Genomic DNA, 18,393 nt, shown 5'->3' on the forward strand with positions numbered 1-18,393 from the left:
CTGATCCGCCGGGAATATCACGTTTTCAAGCGACCCCGGAGAAACTTAGGCGCGGCATTGTACCCGGAAATAACTACCTCGACAACGCCGCGCACGAAAGTCCGGAGATGAACGCCAGCGTCTGCTGACGCACTGCCGCGCTTGAAAAACCGGCAATATGAGGGCCTGTTGCATTGATCCAGCAAGCCGGGCCAGACACATCGGAATACAGTGTTTTACCCTGTTCGACCCGGATAACCTGATCATCCGGGCTATGGATCACCAGTACCGGCACAGAAACCGCCGCTGCATAGTTGTCGGGATCCCAGTCAGACGGCAACAACCAGGTTGCCGGTATCAATACCCAGCCGATCCAGCTGCGGGAGAACATGTCTCGGGCGACCTCGGCATAATGTGCCGGTGGTGCTTCCAGCACCAGGGCATCAATGCCATAGCGCTCGGCCTGGAGGGCGACAAACGGCACCGCCAGCCCGGCACCAATACTCTGCCCCAGCACCACCAGCGGACGGTCGGGAAAACGTTGCTGTAACCATTCGGCGGCGGCCTGAATATCCATCAACACGTCCGGCAGTAGTGGTTGTCCTTGTGAGGCACCAAAACCGCGATAATCCAGCGCCAGCAAGCCAATTCCCTGCGGTGGCAACCAGGACACGCTGAGTAAGTGAGAACTGATGTTTTCTGCATTGCCATGCAGGTAAAGCACCACCGGCAATGGCGTTACCGACGATGACACAGATTCCGCTTTGGCGGCTGTGTTGTCTTCGTTGTTGTCTTCTTGTGCGGGAATCCACCAGGCATGCAGCGAGGTGCCGTCGGCAGCAGTCAGGGCGACGTCTTCATAGGCCAGGCCCAGTTCCGCAGGGGTACGAATCCAGACTTGCTGAGGATGAAAATAAAGCCGGGTCAGCGACGTACAGCCAGACAGCATCAATAGCAGGCCGATCACCATAGCGCTGCGCCCCCAGCCAGATCCTCTGCTGCCCACACGACAACATCGCCGCCCTCGCCATCCGCGCCAACGCATCATCAGAAATACCAGTTCAACCCAAGCGACCATTGCTCAACCCATGTTTGTTCAAAACGCGTTGTTTGGGCAAGCAGTCGGATCTGGCCGGATTCCATGACCGACCATCCCAGTTGTCCTTGCCATTCCAGCAGATCCAGCGACTCACCGGCAATGGCCGGATGCCAGCGCCCGGATAGTTGCCACTGCCAGTGCTCCCCCTGATACAGCCAACCGGCCTGCGGGCCTGCCGACAGGCTCCAGCCAGCGTCACCCAACTGCTGCCCTGCCAGCAAACGGGTTTCCAGCAAGGTGTAAACACGCCCCATGCCATTGGGTGACAGGGGGCTTTGCCCAAGCCCCCAAGTGTAACCAAACACCGTCTCCAGATAACCATGGCCTGCACCGGGTCTGCCAGCCAGACCGGGCAAGCGGTCGTATCCGGCATCCACGCCCCAAGATAATGGCCGCAACAATTCACCACGGCTGGCCAGCGACAGCACCTTGACCGCCGACAGCTGCTGTACCCGCAGGCCGTCTTGCGCCTGATCACGCAAGGTCAGATGCATCATCTGGATTTCAGAACCGGCAACAAAACCCGTCGGACGATCCATCACATCATGGTATGCCGGACGCAGCGACAGATCGGCAAACCGCTCTCCGCCAACCGCCCCGATCGATACACCGATGCGGCCAGAGCCGTGCCCCAGATCATCACGCACAGGCGCTTGCACCGGTTGCGGAAACGCACTGCCACTCGCCAGCGTCAGCTGACTGCGCGCCTGCAGCAGCGCCAGTGTCTGACGGCGCAAGGTCGGCGTCGCCTGTTTCTTTCTGACCGACAGGTAACGGGCGTATTGGAAAGCGAGCTCCAGCACCTGCGCTTTGTGCTGATCGTCCAGTTGCTCTGGCAATTGCTCCGGCGACCGCTGGCCTTCCACCAGCTGACGGGCCAGAGCAATCATATCCGGCGAACTTTGATATTCCATGTTGTCCAGTTCTGCCGCTGCCGAAGGCCGGAACACGTGACCTGCGATCAGCTGCGCCGAATCCAGCGCCCGGATGGTTTCTACCGGAATGGCGGTGAATAAAAACCCATCGGCCAGATCAGAACGCTCGGTCGCGGCATCAATCATAGCTAACACCCGGTAGGAGCAATTTTCATCAAAAAAGAAATAATCAAACTCGGTATCCTTCAACTCCCAGATATGGCGCACAAACTGGTCGACTTCGGCCGGTGTCAACGCCAGTGGATACTCCCATACATTGCGATATTCCATGTGCTGATACTCACGGGTTTTAACGTGATACGGCATCACCGACACCACGCCCGGGTAGCCTCCCGTCAGCCCCTTGTAACTGAATACCAGCTCGTTATCGTCCGGGTTCGCATTGGCGGCAAAATTCACACTGTAAGCCAGCAGTTTGCTGGAGTCCGGATCCTGGCGATCCATACGCACCAGGGTGTGGCCATACATGGATGAGGGCGAATTAATGTGTGAGGCCGGGAATACCAACGTCAGCGAATAAGCCCCCAGCGTCTCGCGCCAGCGCTCAAATTCCGGGCATGCCTGATCTTGCCAGTCGTATTCCGGCAACTGCAGTCGGAGCCAGTGATAACGGGCCGGAAAACGGCATTGCGCCGACGTATCCGGAGCCATATCCCGCTGTAAAAATGCCGCCACAGCCGCTTGTAATTCAGCCCGCAAACCTGCGTCACCTTGCAGATGACCCTCTGGATGAGCCAGATAAAATTCGGGCGAATCGTTCTGCGCCATCCAGCGAAAGCTGAACGGGTGATAACGATAATGCAGCAGATGATGCCACTGCGGCTTGCTTGCCAGCGCTTCCAGCTGCGTCACTCTGCTTTCAGACCAGAAGGCCGGATTATCGTTAGCGATTGGAGTCGCTGCTGTTGCTGTTGCTGTTGCTGTTGCGGCAGCAGATACCGTGACAGAAGAAGCCGCCACCGTAATCAACGCCACCGTAATCAACGTCATCGTTCCTGTCAGACGCCGCATCCATCCGGACAGGCAGATACCGGTTTTGTAGCCGGGATAAAAACTCATTAACAATCCATTCACTCGTCAGATCCGTCCATATGATCAGCGCCAGCAATTCGCACCTGTACCAGCCATAACCAACCGCTCCTCTGTAACCCACGACAACACAGCAGCCCACAGAACCAGACACATAAAATAAAGCACATAAAAAAGTGCGCCTCAGCGCACTTTAATCAAGTAGCAATACCGCTAGAAATAATCGTTACCCGGCACCCTGCTTGCCAACAACAGGAACGATCAACCCAGGTATTTCTGCAGGCTGGCATCGGCAGCCATCGCAGCCGTCATTGCAGCCAGCGTCGTTGCAGAGGTCGCATTTTCGTTAAACATGGTATCGAAACCGGACTGCAGCACTGCCGCGAAGGTTGCGCGATCGGACAGTTCAACCCCCACCACTTCAGCCAGGGCATTCAGGGTTTCACCTTCACCAACCGCCACATCGGCAGCCAGCTGATCCATATTTTCGTCGATAAATGCCTGCGTCAATCCTTTCGACAACGGGCCATGAGCAGACTCACAACCAAGCGTGCCAGAGGTCATACCGAAAGTCTGGTTACCAGAGGTGGCGTTGGTGGTTGCTGCCAGCACATGTTCATGCCACTCGTCGGCATCAGGGAAGATAACGGCAGTGCCCAAGCCACATCCAGCCGGGCCGTTAGACGCCAGTGCAAACGAAGAAGACGCTGCCAAAATGGCAATTGCTGCAATTTTTTTCATAGTCCTTAATCCTTTAACTTGAAAATGGGGTCAATGAAGCGCTGCAGACATTATTGCCCTGCGGCGTTCAATAAATACACTAATATGCCTGATCGATGACGTCTATATTACCAACTACCGATATTCGACATACTGCGCCATCTCCCAAAACGCTCACTGCACACCGGAAGCATCTCATCAAAGACAGACTTTTTAGAATCACCCGCTGGCCAACGCCACAGCGCTGTGGCAGCCTCTGGACAAACCCTGTTCGAGACCATCATGCCTGCACCGACCCCGTCCGCCGTTTTTACGGTCAGCCAGTTAAACGAGCGCGCCAAGCAACTGCTGGAAATATCCTTTGCCAGTGTGCGAGTAGAAGGTGAACTGTCGAACCTGTCCCGGCCGTCATCCGGCCACTGGTATTTCAGCCTGAAAGACAGTGGTGCTCAGGTACGTTGCGCCATGTTCCGTTCACGTACCGCACAGTTAAAATTCGCTCCGAAGGAAGGCGACAAGGTCGAAATTCGCGCCAAGGTCAGCCTGTACGAAGCTCGCGGCGACTATCAGCTGATTGTCGAAAGCATGAAACCGGCGGGTGAAGGGGCATTATTACTGGCCTTCCAGCAGCAAAAACAACGGTTGGCAGCCGAAGGTCTGTTTAATGCGGAGTACAAGCAGCCGATCCCGAAAGCCCGGCGTATTGCCGTTATTACCTCTGCGACCGGAGCGGCGCTACACGATATTCTGACGGTATTGCAACGGCGCAATCCAGCCGTCGAGGTCGATGTCTATCCGGCACGGGTACAAGGCCAGGATGCCGCAGCCCAGCTGATTGCCGCCCTGGCACGGGCCAATCGCGATAACAGCGTCGACGTGATTATTCTCGGACGCGGCGGTGGCTCGCTGGAAGACCTCTGGTGCTTTAACGATGAGGCTCTGGTGCGCGCCGTCTTCGCCTCACGTTTACCGGTCGTCAGCGCCGTCGGCCATGAAGTGGATTTCACCCTGTGCGACTTTGTTGCCGACCTGCGTGCGCCAACCCCGTCCGCAGCCGCAGAACTGGTCAGTGACGACCAGTCCAGCCGCCTGCAACAACTCGCCCAACTGTCGCAACGACTGTTACGCAGCCAGCGCCAGTCCTTACTGACCGCCAGCCAGCGCCTGCAGCATTTGCAACAGCGTGTGCGCCACCCGGCGCAGCAACTGGAGCAAAAAGCCCAACAACTGGACCGACTGGAACAGCGCCTGATTTCCGTCTGGCAACAGCAACAACAGCAACGTCACTGGCACATCCAGCAGTGGCATCAGCGGCTGCAACACCAGCATCCGCAAACCACCCTGACAGCTCTGAACAGCCAGAACAGCCAGCTCGGCAGCCGTCTGCAACAGGCGATGGAACGGCTGCTCCAGCAGCGCCAGCAACAACTTGGCTATCAGGCACAGCTGCTTAATAACCTTAGCCCGCTCAATGTACTGGGCCGGGGTTATGCGCTCTGTCAGACGCCAACCGGCGAAGTGATTCGTACTGCCCGGATGCAGCAACCAGGGACACGGGTGCATACGCGCCTGGCGGAAGGCTGGCTTGAATGCGAAGTGCTTGCTTCCCACTCAGACAACACATCCCGCTGATGTCAGTCGAGACCAGACAGATAAGCAAAGGAGATAGACAACAATGCACAAGACAACAGTGAAAACACCACAAAACACAGGGGCTGGAACATTCACCCAGCGATTCAGAGCGAAGCGGTTGGTGGCTAATCAATTGATGGCTAATCGATTGGTAATCGCAGCGCTGACGAGCCTGTTTCTGTCACTGTCATTCACCGTGAGCGCCGAGGTCTTGCCACAACAACAGTTGATTCCCGGCGGTCTCGCCCTGTTCGACCTCGGCACCGCAGCCACTCGTCCCAAGGTCGACATCAAGGGTCAACCAGTCATGACCGTCGCCACAGGCAACGGTACTGGTCAGCACTGGACCGCGATCGTAGGTATTGACCTGAAGTCAGCACCTGGCAAACGTACCCTGACCATTGATGGCCAAGCCCGAACCTTCAGCGTAACCAAGCACAATTACGCCGAACAACACCTGACGGTGCAAAACAAACACGTTAATCCGAGTCAGCCAGCACTGGATCGCATTGGTGCCGAAAGCCGCGCCATGAAAGCCGTATTCACCTCATTCAGCAGTACCGCATCGACGCAATGGCAACCCATGATCTGGCCGATCACCGGGCCAATTTCCAGCCCATTTGGGCTACAACGCTTTTTTAATGGCCAACGCCGTAATCCTCACAGCGGGCTGGATATCGCCGCCGCCACAGGCACCGCCATCGTCGCCCCCGCCAACGGCACCGTGGTGCAAACCGGCGACTACTACTTCAACGGCAATACCGTGCTGCTGGATCATGGTCAGGGGTTGATTTCGATGTTTTGCCATTTAAGCCAGATCGATGTGCAGCCTGGTGACCAACTGCACGCCGGTGACCATATCGGCCTGGTGGGCGCAACTGGCCGGGCAACCGGCCCACATCTGCACTGGACCATCAGCCTCAACAACGCGCGGGTAAACCCGATGTTGTTCCTTGACCCGCAACTGCTGCCTGAGGCCAACCACGAAGAAACCAGCCAGCCCTGAAACTCAGTCTTCCGGTTTGCAATGACGGATCAGACCTTCCTGGGCAATCGAGGCCACCAGCTCGCCACTGGAAGAAAAAACCTGACCCCGACAAAAACCGCGCCCACCCGAGGCACTGGGGCTGTCGATGCTGTACAGCAGCCAGTCATCCATACGGAACGGGCGATGAAACCAGATACTGTGATCCAGGCTGGCAACCTGCATTTCTTTCTGGAACACCGAAACCCCATGCGGTAGCAAGGCGGTCGTGATCAGATTGAAGTCACTGGCGTAGGCCAGCAAGGTCGTGTGATGGCGAATATTGTCACCCAGGGTATCGTCGCTGCGCATCCACACCGCCTTGTGCGGCGGGCGAACTTCGGGTGAAAAAATATTGATCGGATCAACCACCCGCATCTCAACCGGCTTGTCGGCGGTGTATATCGGCCGCAAGCGCTCCGGAAAACAATCGCGCCACTGCCGGGCCAGCTCGACCTGAGAGGCAACCCCCTCCGGCCCTTCTGCCGGAGGCATATTCAGCTGATGCTCAAAGCCTTGCTCGGGACGCTGAAACGAACAAATCATCGACATCACCGCTTTACCCAACTGACTGACAATCACCTGCCGATTGGCAAAACTGCGACCATCACGAGGGGCGGATACTTCAAACTCCAGGCTGTCGCGGACATTGCCGGGACGCAAGAAATAGGCGTGTAATGAATGCGGCAACCAGTCGCGATGAAAATCACCAGGCAAGGTCTGCATCGCCGCTGACAGCGCCTGACCCAACACTTGGCCACCAAACAGATTTTTAAAACCCAAATCCTGGCAGCGACCACGAAAGCGGTTCATGCCAATCGGCTCCAGATCGAGCAAACCCATCAGTTCATCCAGAACATCACTCATGCCAAGGCCTCTCTCTATAGTCAGGCAATCAATATAATCAGGTGGTATTTGCGGCAAAGAAGCCCTATCCAAAGGAGCCGCTAACAGCCAGTCAAACACCGAAAGTTGTTTTTATTCTCAGGCTTCCGTGCAGTACGCTTGTTGTACAGCACCAGCGCCGTATAATGCCCGGCTTTTTTCACCCATATCTATCCCAATGCGGAGCTTACCCGCTTTTATGTCAGATCTGTACCAACCCGGCGTAACGCCAGAACAGTACCCGGAATTACTGGAACAAAAGTGCCAAATCCTGACACAACGCCTGTCCGAATTTAGCCCACCGGAACTGGAAGTATTTGCCAGCCGTACCAGCCATTTCCGCTTACGGGCAGAATTTCGCCTGTGGCACAGTGGTGATCGCTGTTTCTACGCCATGTTTGATCCCGAAGATCGCAAAAAACCGCTGGAAGTGCTCGACTTTCCGATTGCCTCAGCGCTGGTCAACGACCTGATGCAACGACTGTTAGCAGAGCTGCAACACAATCAACCACTGCGGCGCAAACTGTTTCAGGTCGAGTTTCTCACCACGCTCAGTGGCGATGCCTTGATCACACTGATTTATCACAAAAAACTGGATGACGACTGGGAAATAGAAGCACGCGCCCTGATGGCTCGCTTGAACGTCGCCCTTATTGGCCGTTCCCGCAAACAAAAAGTGGTATTGGAACGAGACTACGTTACCGAGCAACTAGAGGTCGATGGCCAGCGCTATGGCTACCGCCAGATCGAAGGTGGCTTCACCCAGCCAAATGGCGCAATGAATCAGCACATGCTCAGCTGGGCGCGCAGCTGTTCGGCGGGTATTGGTGGTGACCTGCTCGAACTCTACTGTGGCAACGGCAATTTTTCGATCGCGCTGGCCAACTGCTTCGACCGTGTTATGGCGACTGAAATTTCCAAAACCTCCGTCGCGGCGGCACAGATCAATATCGCCGACAACCAGATCGACAACCTGATTATCGCCCGTCTCGCCAGCGAGGATTTTGTTCAGGCCCTGCGTGGCGAAAAACAGTTCGAACGACTGAAAGACATCGACCTCGGCAGCTATGACTTCCGCACCGTACTGGTCGACCCGCCACGGGCAGGACTCGACGACGAGTCCGTCAAACAGGTGCAGGGGTACGACAACATCATCTACATTTCTTGCAACCCCGAAACCCTGCAAGCGAATTTGCGTCTTCTGTCACAAACGCACACCATTCAACGCTTCGCCCTGTTTGACCAGTTTCCCTATACCCATCATATTGAGACTGGTGTTTTACTGACCCGGAAACCTGTCTGATGGTCGATCCCTGGAAAAATGCCCGGAACGGCAAACTCGGCTCCATCCCACCCGTCAACGCCCAGCGTAACGGGACATCTCCTGACACCACAGCTGATATCAGCCCCGTCGGCAACGCCGCCCGGTCGCATCAGTCCATCCCGGATACACCACAGGCAGCCACCATGACCGAATCAACCCCCACCAGCGAATTTGAAACCCTGCCGCTGCCAGCGGAACAAATCGACAACCTGCGCGCCATGGGTTACACCACCATGACCGCCATTCAAAAACTGGCCTTGCCGCTGGCGCTGGACGGCAGGGATCTGATTGCCCAGGCCAAAACCGGATCCGGCAAAACCGCCAGCTTCGCCATTCCACTGCTGACCAAAATCAACCCGCGCTTTTTTGGTGTCCAAGGCCTGGTACTGTGCCCTACTCGCGAACTGGCAACCCAGGTCGCCACCGAGATCCGCAAACTGGCCCGTTACCTGGCCAATATCAAAGTCGTGGTACTCAGTGGTGGCGTCTCCATTGGCCCCCAGATTGGCTCCCTCGAACACGGTGCTCATATCGTCGTCGGCACACCTGGCCGCCTCAAGGATCACCTGCGCAAAAACACCCTCGACATCAGCCAGGTACACACTCTGGTGCTCGACGAAGCCGATCGCATGTTAGACATGGGATTCAGTGACGACATTCAGCACATCATTGGCCACACCCCGGAAGACCGCCAGACCTTGCTGTTCTCGGCCACCTACCCGAACAACATCCAGAAACTGAGCGCCCAGTACCAACAGACGCCAGAAATCATCAAGGTCGAATCGACTCATACCAGCAACAGCATCGATCAACGCTTTATCTTGTGCGACCGTCATCAGCGCCCTGCTGCTCTTGAACGAGTGTTAGCTCACTTCAACATCCAACAGGCCGTGGTATTCTGCAATACCAAACAAAGTACCGAAGAAATCGCCCAGCAGTTAACCTCTCTCGGCTTTATTGCCCGCGCCATTAATGGCGACCTGGAACAACGCGACCGCGATGCCATTCTCACCCAGTTCAAACAAGGCTCGGCCAACTTCCTCGTCGCCACTGACGTTGCCGCTCGCGGTCTGGATGTTGACGATCTGCCCGCAGTGATTAACGTCGAAGTACCTCGGGAAATTGAGGTCTACACCCACCGCATTGGCCGTACTGGCCGCGCAGGCAAGGAAGGTATCGCCATCACCTTGCTGGCCGACAGCGAAGACCATAAGCGCAAGGCACTCAACCACCAGCAAGATATTGAGATTCCCTGTATCGCCATCGACGAACTCAGCCGCAGCGAACCGGTACCAGTGCTGCCGGAATTCGCCACCCTCTGTATTGCCGCAGGCCGCAAACACAAAATGCGCCCAGGTGACGTACTTGGCGCTCTCACAGCGCCCGGCGGTATTCAGGGCAGTCAGGTTGGCAAGATACACGTGCTGGATATGGTGTCTTACGTCGCGGTGGCACGGACAGCAGCCCGTCAGGCGGTTGATGTGTTAAATAAAGGCCGGGTCAAAGGCAAGACGATCAAAGCCAGAAAACTTTAACCATTGTTAACCACCTCGTACTCGTCGCTACCCGCTCCGCCACGATCGATCGTGGCGGATCATCCCGCAGTGATCCCATCTCTGTTGATCCATCCCTGTTGATCCCACCGACTCAAGTCAAACCGGATGCCAGCCAGTGTCGGACGTCAGCATAGGGGATGTTTTCCAGCTGACCAAAACCGGGCAACTGCCGGGCACGTACTTTGGATAACCAGGGCACCTGGATTCCGCATAAAAAACGGGTGAGCAACTCCAGCGACGCTGGCTGACCAAACTGCTGCTGAATGTTTTGTTGTAACGGAGCCACCAGCCTGGCCGCATTCAGCGTTGCCAATGAATGGCTATGTTGAGTGTAAGCCCAAGCTTTAAACTGGCCACGACACACCGAGCAGATACCGCAATCCTGCGGCATTTGCTCACCAAAGTAGGCGGCCAGCCGCCGCGATACACAGTCAGGCTGACGAAACAGATCCAGCATCGTGTGAATACGATGAATCTCATTGGTCTGTTTCTGCAAAAAATGCGCATACAAGGACTCCGCCAGACCCGGTTCGGCCAGCTTCTGCCCATCGACCCGATAAACATCCGTCATCTGCTTGCTTTCGAGTTGTATCCAGCCTCTCTCCTGACAGAACTCCAGCGCGTTTAATGCCCGCACTCGGGTTGGCCTGTCTCCAGCGCTTGCTTGCTTACCTAACGCCTGCTCCAGCGCGTCACTATTGAAGGTGTACCAGCTGCGGCCTTTGCTGCTGGTGTTGAGTAGCGTTTGCAAAAACTGCTGACGCTCACCGTTAAAGTGATTCAACAACTCCGTTTCGGACTGCTCAAGCTTGTACCTGTATTCAGCAAAATAGCTGTACTGCGACGTCAGTACACCGCGCATTTCGAGATTAACCAACAGGGTCTTCAGCGGCAGCAAACGAATATTTGTGGTATTGGACAGTGGCGTCATCAGCACTTCCCACTGACTGCCCTGTTGCTGTTCCGAAATGCTCTGAATCACCTGCTGAATGCTGTGTAACTCTGGCCCATCGCCGTAAACGAAATTTTCCAGCACCGTCAGACCGGACTCATCCGCCAGCATAATGCAGTCCGAAGCATGGCCATCGCGCCCGGCACGGCCAATTTCCTGACTGTAATTTTCAATCGATTTCGGCAAGTCATAATGCATCACCTGACGGATATTGCTTTTATCCACCCCCATGCCAAACGCAATGGTGGCGACAATCACCGGCATCGCACCAGACATAAACTGCTGCTGAATGGCTTCCCGCTGTTCGTGGCCCAAACCGGCATGATAAGCCACCACCGGAAACGGCAATTGCGGGGCCAGCTGCCGGGCTACTTCTTCAGCAGTATGTTGCAGGGTTACATAGATAATGGCGGCAAAATCCTGCTGTTTTTGTGCCGATTTGCGGGCCAGATGTTGCAACCAGGTCGCACATTGATCAACCCGTTCAGATGCCGCCGTCGGCTGTACTAGCAAGCGCAAATTGGGCCGGTGAAAGCCCGTCGTCACCACATCGTTTACGGCGATAGCGAAATGCGTTTGCATATCATCAATCACCGCCTGAGTCGCAGTGGCGGTTAATAACAACACCTGTGGCACCGCAAACTCGCGGCAATAATCCGGCAGTTTCAAATAATCCGGGCGGAAATTATGACCCCACTCCGAGATACAGTGGGCCTCATCGACCACCAGCAAAGAGATAGGCACCTGACCAATAAATTGCCGGAAGCGCTCGTTTTTCAGCCGCTCGACCGACACCATCAGGATTTTGATCGTACCGCTGCGCACACCGCTCATAACAGCCTGGGCTTCGTCCCGGCTCTGGGTAGAATCGATCGTTGCAGCCGCAATGCCACGGGATTGCAGATATTGCACCTGGTCTTGCATCAGCGCCAGCAACGGTGAAATCACCAACGTCAGATGCGGCAACATCAGCGCAGGTAATTGATAACAGAGCGATTTGCCCGAGCCTGTCGGAAAAATCGCCGCACCGGAACGCCCTGCCAGAATCGTCTCAATCACCGTCTGCTGGCCAGGACGCAGAGAGTCAAACCCGAAATATTGCTGCAATGGCTGCTGCCAAGACAATGGCATAGTCGCTTTCCCTGTGTACGTTGCAAATACCGGATAAAAACCAGAATGATTGGCCAGTGTACCGGAAAGAAATACGCCACAGCTATCATCGACTTCGACCGGCATTGCTCCTCTTTCGAACACTCCAGTCTGAATTCTGTTGTAAAAGATGGACTTTTTTGCTCATAGACACTTCGTTGCTGGCGTTAGTGTAAACGCCTTAAATAAGCGTCCAGAATCATTGAACCACTACAAACCACGACTCTGGTTGTCGCCAAACAAAACAATCAAAAACGAGATACGCCACCATGGACAAGAGTACCGTTGTCGAGTGCACTCGCCGATACGAAGCCACCGATCCAGCACGCGAGTTGCTTCAAAAGCCGGAGAAGCGGTGAGCCAATGGAATCCAGACGCTGCATGATCACCATAATTGACAATAACCCTAACCCTGGGCACCGCTGGCCAGTTATTCCGCTCTCTCGTACCAGTACAGTAGCTACAAAAAAGCCGCTACCTTGCGGCAGCGGCTTGTTTGTAGCTTCATAGCTTCAGGTTGTTAGCCTCAGATCAGAGGGCCTCAGCCAGCTGATAAACAGCTAGCAGCCTGTCGGTCTATCTTATCGTACAGCGACTTCGTGACGCTTAGGCAACTTGAAGGTCCAGACTGTCCCGCCCTGGTTCAGGTTTTTCACCCGCTTGGCCACTTCGCCACCCCACAGCGGTACTGCACCACCCCAGCCGGATACCACTGCGATGTACTGTTCGCCGTCCTGTTCCCAGGTTACGGGTGTACCAACGATGCCGGAGCCGGTGTTGAACTTGTAAACCATTTCACCGGTCTTGGCATCAAATGCCATCAGGTAGCCTTCCGGGTTACCGGTAAATACCAAGCCACCAGCGGTTGTCATCACACCGCCCCACAGAGGTGCGTTGTTTTCATAGCGCCAGACTTCCTTGCCGCTTTTGGGATCGATCGCACGCAGAACACCGATGTATGCTTCGTTGATTGGCTTGATAGTGAAGCCAGCACCCAGGTAGGCAGCGCCTTTTTTATAGGCTGTTGGTTCGTTCCAGATGTCCATTTCCCACTCGTTGGAGGGTACATAGAACAGCCCGGTATCTTGAGAATAGGCCATTGGCATCCAGTTTTTGCCACCCAGGAAAGCAGGGGCAGCGACAACGGATTTGCCTTTGTGGCCGTCTGCACTGTCGGCCGGGTTACCAGGGCGGAAGTCGTCGTTAAAGATCGGACGACCTTTTTTATCCAGTCCCTTGGCCCAGGTAATCTTGTCGACAAACGGGAAGCCACGGATGAAGTCGCCGTTTTCGCGGTTCAAGACATAGAAGAAGCCGTTACGGTCAGCTGTTGCGGCGGCTTTGATGGTTTTCTTGCCGTCTTTGTAGTCGAAAGACACCAGTTCGTTAACACCGTCATAATCCCAGCCATCGTGTGGCGTGGTCTGGAAGTGCCATTTGATCTCGCCAGTATCCGGGTCGATACCCAGACGGGAAGAGGAGTACAGGTTGTCGCCAGGGCGCAGGTGAGAGTTCCATGGTGCCGGGTTACCGGTACCGAAGAACAGCAGGTCGACGTCCGGATCATAGGTGCCGCCCAGCCAAGTGGCTGCGCCGCCTGACTTCCACAGATCGCCAGGCCAGGTTTTACCTGCCTTGCCACCAGTAATGCCATTTTCCTTGCCGTTCAGGTAGCCCATATGGCCTTCAACGGTAGGACGCGTCCAGACCACTTCACCGGTTTTGGCGTCGTAGGCTTCGACTTTACCGACGATACCGAATTCACCACCGGAAACACCGGTAATGACTTTGCCTTTCACTACGATCGGTGCCGCTGAGATGGAATAACCACCCTTGTAGTCAGCTACTTTTTTCTTCCAGACGGTTTTGCCGGTGTCTTTGTCCAGTGCCACCAGTTTGGCGTCCAGCGTGCCGAAGATCACCAGGTTGTCGTACAGCGCCACACCCCGGTTGATCACGTCGCAGCAAGGCATGATGTTTTCTGGCAGCCGGGCATCGTACTGCCACAACTCATCTCCTGTAGCGATATCAATCGCGAACACCCGTGAATAGGAGGCGGTTACGTACATAACGCCGTCTTTGATCATTGGCTGGGATTCTTGACCGCGCTGCTTTTCACCACCAAAAGAGAAACCCCAAACAGGCGTCAGATCCTGAACAGATTGGGCATTGACCTTGGCCAATGGGCTGTAACGCTGACCACGAAGACCCATGCCGTAGCTCACTACGTCGTTGGTGGTTGCCTGGTCGTTGATAATATCTTTGTCGGTAACACCAGCCTGAACAGAACTGGCCAGAGAGACGGCCGCTACCAAAGTGGACAGCGCGAGTCCCTTCAAGCCGATAGAAGTTGTTTTCATTGTGTTCTCCTTAAAAGGATTTTCTTATTCGTGTAGGAGCCTCTGTGTCCGCTCAGGATGGAGCAGCAGTCACAGGATGCACTGGCCCTAGAGTCCAGATACATCACCATTGTTGGTTTTGACAGGTCATCATCCAATCCGACCAGAGGCGTGATTTGCTAGTGCCTTGGTAGCACTCCTGATACGGGAGTAGTAGGTACTTGGAGTCTGTCGGGCTTAGGACTGCTTTATTGCGGAAAAGCTGAAGCTGACTTTTTTTGCGCACATTCTTGGTAAACAGAACCACTATTCGCCTCAATTTTACGTAAAAATCGCTCAAACCCATCTTTCCCATGCGACGAACGCCTAAGTCTGACAAGCTCCTGGTTTACGCTTTGAACAGCTGTCAGAGACACTTCCAGGTACTGGAGGTCAGGTATCGCAGAGGTTGAAACTGGAGATGTTAGTTAAGGCTGGAGATGTTGAGCTTGGAGATGTTGAGCTTGGAGATGTTGAGCTTGGAGATGTTGAGCTTGGAGATGTCGAGCTTGGATGGCAGCGGTTTGACGCCTGATGTCAGCCATCAAACGCCAAATAGCTCGGCCATCCACCATCCACACCCAGAGAGGAATGAGAGGGATTATTCAGCCTGTTCTTGTACTAAAAACTGCTCGGTTTTGAGGAATTCCACCCCATATTGCGCCACCAGCTTCTTCATGTCGCCGCTGTTTATCATTGCAGTAACAACGTCTTCCAGTGCATACGCCAGGCTGCGGTGATCGTCCTTGACGGCCATTCCCACTTCCCAGTAACGGCTGACCAGGTTAGGCATGGGGATATCAGCCAGCTGATAACGCTCAGGATTACCCAACTGCTGCATGCCCCACTCAAGTTGGGATTTCATGCCCATCACTCCGGCTACCTCACCCGTACCCAGTGTCGTGACAGCATCGGCAGTGGTGGTGAAATGCACGACGTTATTGCGAACTTTGCCCCGAAAGGCACTGGTGAGATAAAAATCGGGCAGCGAGTCAATCTCCACACCGACCTTGTCGTACATGAAGATAGCCAGGTTCTCGATCGATTCGATCTGTTGCCGATCGATCAGCAATTCCCAGCGCTCGCGTTGATAGGGCGCAAAAAAATGCACCAGATCGTTGATCACCCTGCCATCCTGATCGACCTTGAAGGCAAATTCACGGTCATACGGCACCCGCAGCATCACGTCGGCAACATCCCGCCGTAACATGGGTTCGTCTTCAATCCGCGCCAGATAGTGGCCTTTCCAGACATGGTTACGCAGGTCGTCATCCAGATTTTCATCCGGGATCATCCAGTGCAGATGCAAACGGACTCCCAGCCCCTTGGCCAGCGTACGAGCAATATCCACGTCAAATCCCATGGCCTTGCCATCCGCTTCCCAAGAATAGGGCGGAAAATCACGATACACCGCCACACTGAGCTCACCACTCTCCTGAACATCTTCCAGTGAGCGTGAGCTGGCATGGCCACTGGCCAAAACCATAAAAGCCGCCAGTAAAACCCGCACCAGTGCGGGTTTCAGTAGCAGCATCCAGGATGTATTCGACATCACAGGCATGATCAGCACAGACAAGTGATTATTCGTCTGCAGGTCGGGTTTCAAGCCATGAACGGATAGCCCAGAGACCTTCCTGACTGAGGAAGTCGGCCATTTTTGGCATATAGGGCACGCCATTACGTACTGCGCCGTTACGCACGCGGTAGACAAACCATTCATCACCATCGACACCGTGCTCAAGCAGGCGCAAATCCGGCGCGATACCACCAGAAATGGCATCAAGACCATGACAACGGGCACAGTTCTGTGCATAGGCTGATTCACCTATTTCGATCGCACGGGCGTTACCACGGTATGGATTTTCTTCGCGCCACTCGTCGCCCAGAGGCTCAAGGTCGGAGGTATCAATCGTCTGGGGAGTCACATCACCATGCGCCCAAACGGCACATGACGCAGCCATCAAACCAGCCAATGCGATGCCATGAAAGGCCGAACTGAATTTTTTCATTATTGAGTACCCGATTGTTATTTTCATTGCGCTTATTCTAGGTACGAGTAAAAACGGGCCACAGAACACTTTGGTAGCCGATTTTCAGTACCTTGGTACTAGGTTAAGCGGCGTTTTTTTCATCAGTTGCCTGTTTGTCCGACAGAGTAATCCCACGGCACTAACCCGCCTAACCGCTGGCAGCAACCTCCATTCTGATACATCAATATAGTTCCGATCAGCGCTCACGCCAGTTAAGGCTATCCAGAGGATCTCCAGATTGCAGCATCAAGAGATAGTACGAGAGGCGTAAATGTTGGGTACTTAATGCCTATACCTGTCTGTTGACGGGTTGCGTAATCTCAATCAATCATGAAGCCGGCAGACTGTGATCAGGCTTGAAAAAACAGAACAACAATAAAAATGACCCAGCGACTGAACACTATGACAAGCACCCAAACTTGCAGCATTTACCCTGTTTGCCTTGCCACCTTGCGCCGCATTCCGGCAATGCTACCAGCGCTGTTGATAACCGTACTGTCAATGGCCTGGCTATTAATGATCTTGCTAATGCCGACCGGAACCGCAGTCGCCAGCCCTCTCTCCCAGCCCCAGCAATCGATTGTCGTTGGCTATCTCGAACTGCAGTTGCCATCCCCGCCGCTCCTGTCCAACGTGCTGCCCGAGCCGGAAGACAACGGCCTGCAAGGAGCAATACTGGGAATCAGCGATAATAACGCCGGTGGGCGTTTTCTCGGGCTGGCCTACACGCTGGAGCAAGCCCGCAGCGCGGACGAAGCCGAACTGGGGGCCGCGCTCAATCGCTGGCAGCAGCAAGGTATCCAGCTAGTGCTGGTGAATGCTCCGGCAGCCACTCTGAACGCTTTTGCCAGCCAGCATCCCGAGCTGCTGTTTTTTAATGTCGGCAGTTATGACGATGAATTACGTATCCGCCACTGTCTGCCCAACGTCCTGCATACTCTGCCCAGCCGCGCCATGCTCACCGATGCTCTGGCCCAATGGCTGATCAAAAAGAAATTGAAAAAATGGCTGCTGATTACCGGCACCCGCTCACAGGACAAAGACTACGCCAACGCAGTTCGACGTTCGGCCAAGCGCTTTGGTGGCAAAATTGTTGCCGACAAAGACTGGACCTTTGATTCTGACTTGCGCCGATCGGCCCAGACCGAAGTCCCGTTGTTTACCCAGACCAAAGAATACGACGCCGTGGTCGTGGCCGATGAACTCGGCGACTTCGGCGAGTTCCTGCTCTACAACACCTGGTATCCACGCCCGGTGGTCGGCACTCAAGGACTCAAGCCGGTCGGCTGGCACCGGGTGATTGAGCAATGGGGGGCTGCACAATTACAAAGTCGCTTTGACCGCCAAGCCAAACGCTGGATGACCGACAAGGATTACGCCGCTTGGGCAGCCATGCGCTCAATTGGTGAGACTTTATCGCACCAGGTGCCCTACTCTGCCACTAGCATCCGGTCACACCTGCTAGGAAGCCAGTTTGAGCTGGCCGGTTTCAAGGGCCGCAAGCTGACTTATCGCAACTGGAATGGCCAACTGCGACAGCCCATTGCCTTGGTGCATCCTCGGGCGCTGGTTTCCCAGTCGCCGCAGGAGGGCTATCTGCACCCCCATACCGAACTCGACACCCTGGGCTTTGACCAACCCGAAAGTCAGTGCCGACTGGCCGATCAAATCGATTAAGCCACCGTGCAACCATCTGCCGAA

Annotated in this window: 14 protein-coding genes; 6 read left to right on the plus strand and 8 right to left on the minus strand. The window is 55.0% G+C overall.

The window, feature by feature from the left end:
* Nucleotides 1-73 precede the first annotated feature (73 nt).
* The 3 genes from SOJ49_RS11950 to SOJ49_RS11960 all read right to left on the minus strand — a co-directional run bounded on the left by SOJ49_RS11950 (nucleotide 74) and on the right by SOJ49_RS11960 (nucleotide 3,783).
* Nucleotides 74-985: an alpha/beta hydrolase gene (locus tag SOJ49_RS11950; protein ID WP_369854735.1), complete on the minus strand. Its 912-nt coding sequence runs from the start codon at nucleotides 983-985 to the stop codon at nucleotides 74-76.
* A 41-nt stretch (nucleotides 986-1,026) separates the two neighbouring features.
* A complete protein-coding gene (locus SOJ49_RS11955) occupies nucleotides 1,027-3,087 on the minus strand; it encodes a DUF4105 domain-containing protein (protein ID WP_369854736.1) in 2,061 nt (686 codons plus the stop codon).
* A 216-nt stretch (nucleotides 3,088-3,303) separates the two neighbouring features.
* On the minus strand, nucleotides 3,304-3,783 hold the full coding sequence (locus tag SOJ49_RS11960; RefSeq protein ID WP_369854737.1) for a DUF3015 family protein: 480 nt from the start codon (nucleotides 3,781-3,783) through the stop codon (nucleotides 3,304-3,306).
* Between the two features lie 261 nt (nucleotides 3,784-4,044).
* On the opposite strand from SOJ49_RS11960, the gene xseA reads away from it, so the two are divergent.
* Together xseA and SOJ49_RS11970 are read left to right on the plus strand one after the other, a co-directional pair.
* On the plus strand, nucleotides 4,045-5,394 hold the full coding sequence (gene xseA, locus SOJ49_RS11965; RefSeq protein WP_369854738.1) for an exodeoxyribonuclease VII large subunit: 1,350 nt from the start codon (nucleotides 4,045-4,047) through the stop codon (nucleotides 5,392-5,394).
* Between the two features lie 136 nt (nucleotides 5,395-5,530).
* The gene (locus SOJ49_RS11970; protein ID WP_369854739.1) at nucleotides 5,531-6,400 is read left to right on the plus strand and encodes a peptidoglycan DD-metalloendopeptidase family protein; all 870 of its coding nucleotides are present in this window, start codon (nucleotides 5,531-5,533) and stop codon (nucleotides 6,398-6,400) included.
* Between the two features lie 3 nt (nucleotides 6,401-6,403).
* On the opposite strand, the gene SOJ49_RS11975 is transcribed toward SOJ49_RS11970, so the two are convergent.
* Entirely contained in the window at nucleotides 6,404-7,285 is an 882-nt protein-coding gene (locus tag SOJ49_RS11975) for an acyl-CoA thioesterase (RefSeq protein ID WP_369854740.1), read from the minus strand.
* 217 nt (nucleotides 7,286-7,502) lie between these two features.
* On the opposite strand from SOJ49_RS11975, the gene trmA reads away from it, so the two are divergent.
* Together trmA and dbpA are read left to right on the plus strand one after the other, a co-directional pair.
* The gene (gene trmA / locus SOJ49_RS11980) at nucleotides 7,503-8,606 is read left to right on the plus strand and encodes a tRNA (uridine(54)-C5)-methyltransferase TrmA (RefSeq protein WP_369854741.1); all 1,104 of its coding nucleotides are present in this window, start codon (nucleotides 7,503-7,505) and stop codon (nucleotides 8,604-8,606) included.
* Entirely contained in the window at nucleotides 8,606-10,162 is a 1,557-nt protein-coding gene (gene dbpA / locus SOJ49_RS11985; RefSeq protein WP_369854742.1) for an ATP-dependent RNA helicase DbpA, read from the plus strand. Before trmA ends, dbpA begins: the two co-directional genes overlap by 1 nt.
* A 112-nt stretch (nucleotides 10,163-10,274) precedes the next feature.
* On the opposite strand, the gene SOJ49_RS11990 is transcribed toward dbpA, so the two are convergent.
* Together SOJ49_RS11990 and SOJ49_RS11995 are read right to left on the minus strand one after the other, a co-directional pair.
* Nucleotides 10,275-12,266: an ATP-dependent DNA helicase RecQ gene (locus SOJ49_RS11990; RefSeq protein ID WP_369854743.1), complete on the minus strand. Its 1,992-nt coding sequence runs from the start codon at nucleotides 12,264-12,266 to the stop codon at nucleotides 10,275-10,277.
* 599 nt (nucleotides 12,267-12,865) lie between these two features.
* Nucleotides 12,866-14,644 (minus strand): PQQ-dependent methanol/ethanol family dehydrogenase, encoded by a 1,779-nt coding sequence (locus SOJ49_RS11995; protein WP_369854744.1) that lies wholly within the window; start codon nucleotides 14,642-14,644, stop codon nucleotides 12,866-12,868.
* A 427-nt stretch (nucleotides 14,645-15,071) separates the two neighbouring features.
* On the opposite strand from SOJ49_RS11995, the gene SOJ49_RS12000 reads away from it, so the two are divergent.
* On the plus strand, nucleotides 15,072-15,197 hold the full coding sequence (locus tag SOJ49_RS12000; RefSeq protein WP_369854745.1) for a hypothetical protein: 126 nt from the start codon (nucleotides 15,072-15,074) through the stop codon (nucleotides 15,195-15,197).
* 66 nt (nucleotides 15,198-15,263) lie between these two features.
* On the opposite strand, the gene SOJ49_RS12005 is transcribed toward SOJ49_RS12000, so the two are convergent.
* The gene (locus SOJ49_RS12005) at nucleotides 15,264-16,232 is read right to left on the minus strand and encodes a transporter substrate-binding domain-containing protein (RefSeq protein ID WP_369858062.1); all 969 of its coding nucleotides are present in this window, start codon (nucleotides 16,230-16,232) and stop codon (nucleotides 15,264-15,266) included.
* Between the two features lie 10 nt (nucleotides 16,233-16,242).
* The gene (gene pedF / locus SOJ49_RS12010; protein WP_369854746.1) at nucleotides 16,243-16,671 is read right to left on the minus strand and encodes a cytochrome c-550 PedF; all 429 of its coding nucleotides are present in this window, start codon (nucleotides 16,669-16,671) and stop codon (nucleotides 16,243-16,245) included.
* A 423-nt stretch (nucleotides 16,672-17,094) separates the two neighbouring features.
* On the opposite strand from pedF, the gene SOJ49_RS12015 reads away from it, so the two are divergent.
* Complete coding sequence (locus SOJ49_RS12015; protein ID WP_369854747.1) at nucleotides 17,095-18,369, plus strand: ABC transporter substrate-binding protein; 1,275 nt, start codon at nucleotides 17,095-17,097, stop codon at nucleotides 18,367-18,369.
* Nucleotides 18,370-18,393: the final 24 nt, after the last annotated feature.

It is taken from the genome of Candidatus Thalassolituus haligoni, from assembly GCF_041222825.1.
GTDB lineage: Bacteria > Pseudomonadota > Gammaproteobacteria > Pseudomonadales > Oceanobacteraceae > Oceanobacter > Oceanobacter antarcticus.

Excerpts from the sequence above, each read along its gene's own strand:
- SOJ49_RS11960 (WP_369854737.1), bottom strand. The coding sequence starts at position 3,783 with ATGAAAAAAATTGCAGCAATTGCCATTTTGGCAGCGTCTTCTTCGTTT.
- xseA (WP_369854738.1), top strand. The coding sequence starts at position 4,045 with ATGCCTGCACCGACCCCGTCCGCCGTTTTTACGGTCAGCCAGTTAAAC.
- SOJ49_RS11970 (WP_369854739.1), top strand. The coding sequence starts at position 5,531 with ATGGCTAATCGATTGGTAATCGCAGCGCTGACGAGCCTGTTTCTGTCA.
- SOJ49_RS11975 (WP_369854740.1), bottom strand. The coding sequence starts at position 7,285 with ATGAGTGATGTTCTGGATGAACTGATGGGTTTGCTCGATCTGGAGCCG.
- trmA (WP_369854741.1), top strand. The coding sequence starts at position 7,503 with ATGTCAGATCTGTACCAACCCGGCGTAACGCCAGAACAGTACCCGGAA.
- dbpA (WP_369854742.1), top strand. The coding sequence starts at position 8,606 with ATGGTCGATCCCTGGAAAAATGCCCGGAACGGCAAACTCGGCTCCATC.
- SOJ49_RS11990 (WP_369854743.1), bottom strand. The coding sequence starts at position 12,266 with ATGCCATTGTCTTGGCAGCAGCCATTGCAGCAATATTTCGGGTTTGAC.
- SOJ49_RS11995 (WP_369854744.1), bottom strand. The coding sequence starts at position 14,644 with ATGAAAACAACTTCTATCGGCTTGAAGGGACTCGCGCTGTCCACTTTG.
- pedF (WP_369854746.1), bottom strand. The coding sequence starts at position 16,671 with ATGAAAAAATTCAGTTCGGCCTTTCATGGCATCGCATTGGCTGGTTTG.
- SOJ49_RS12015 (WP_369854747.1), top strand. The coding sequence starts at position 17,095 with ATGACAAGCACCCAAACTTGCAGCATTTACCCTGTTTGCCTTGCCACC.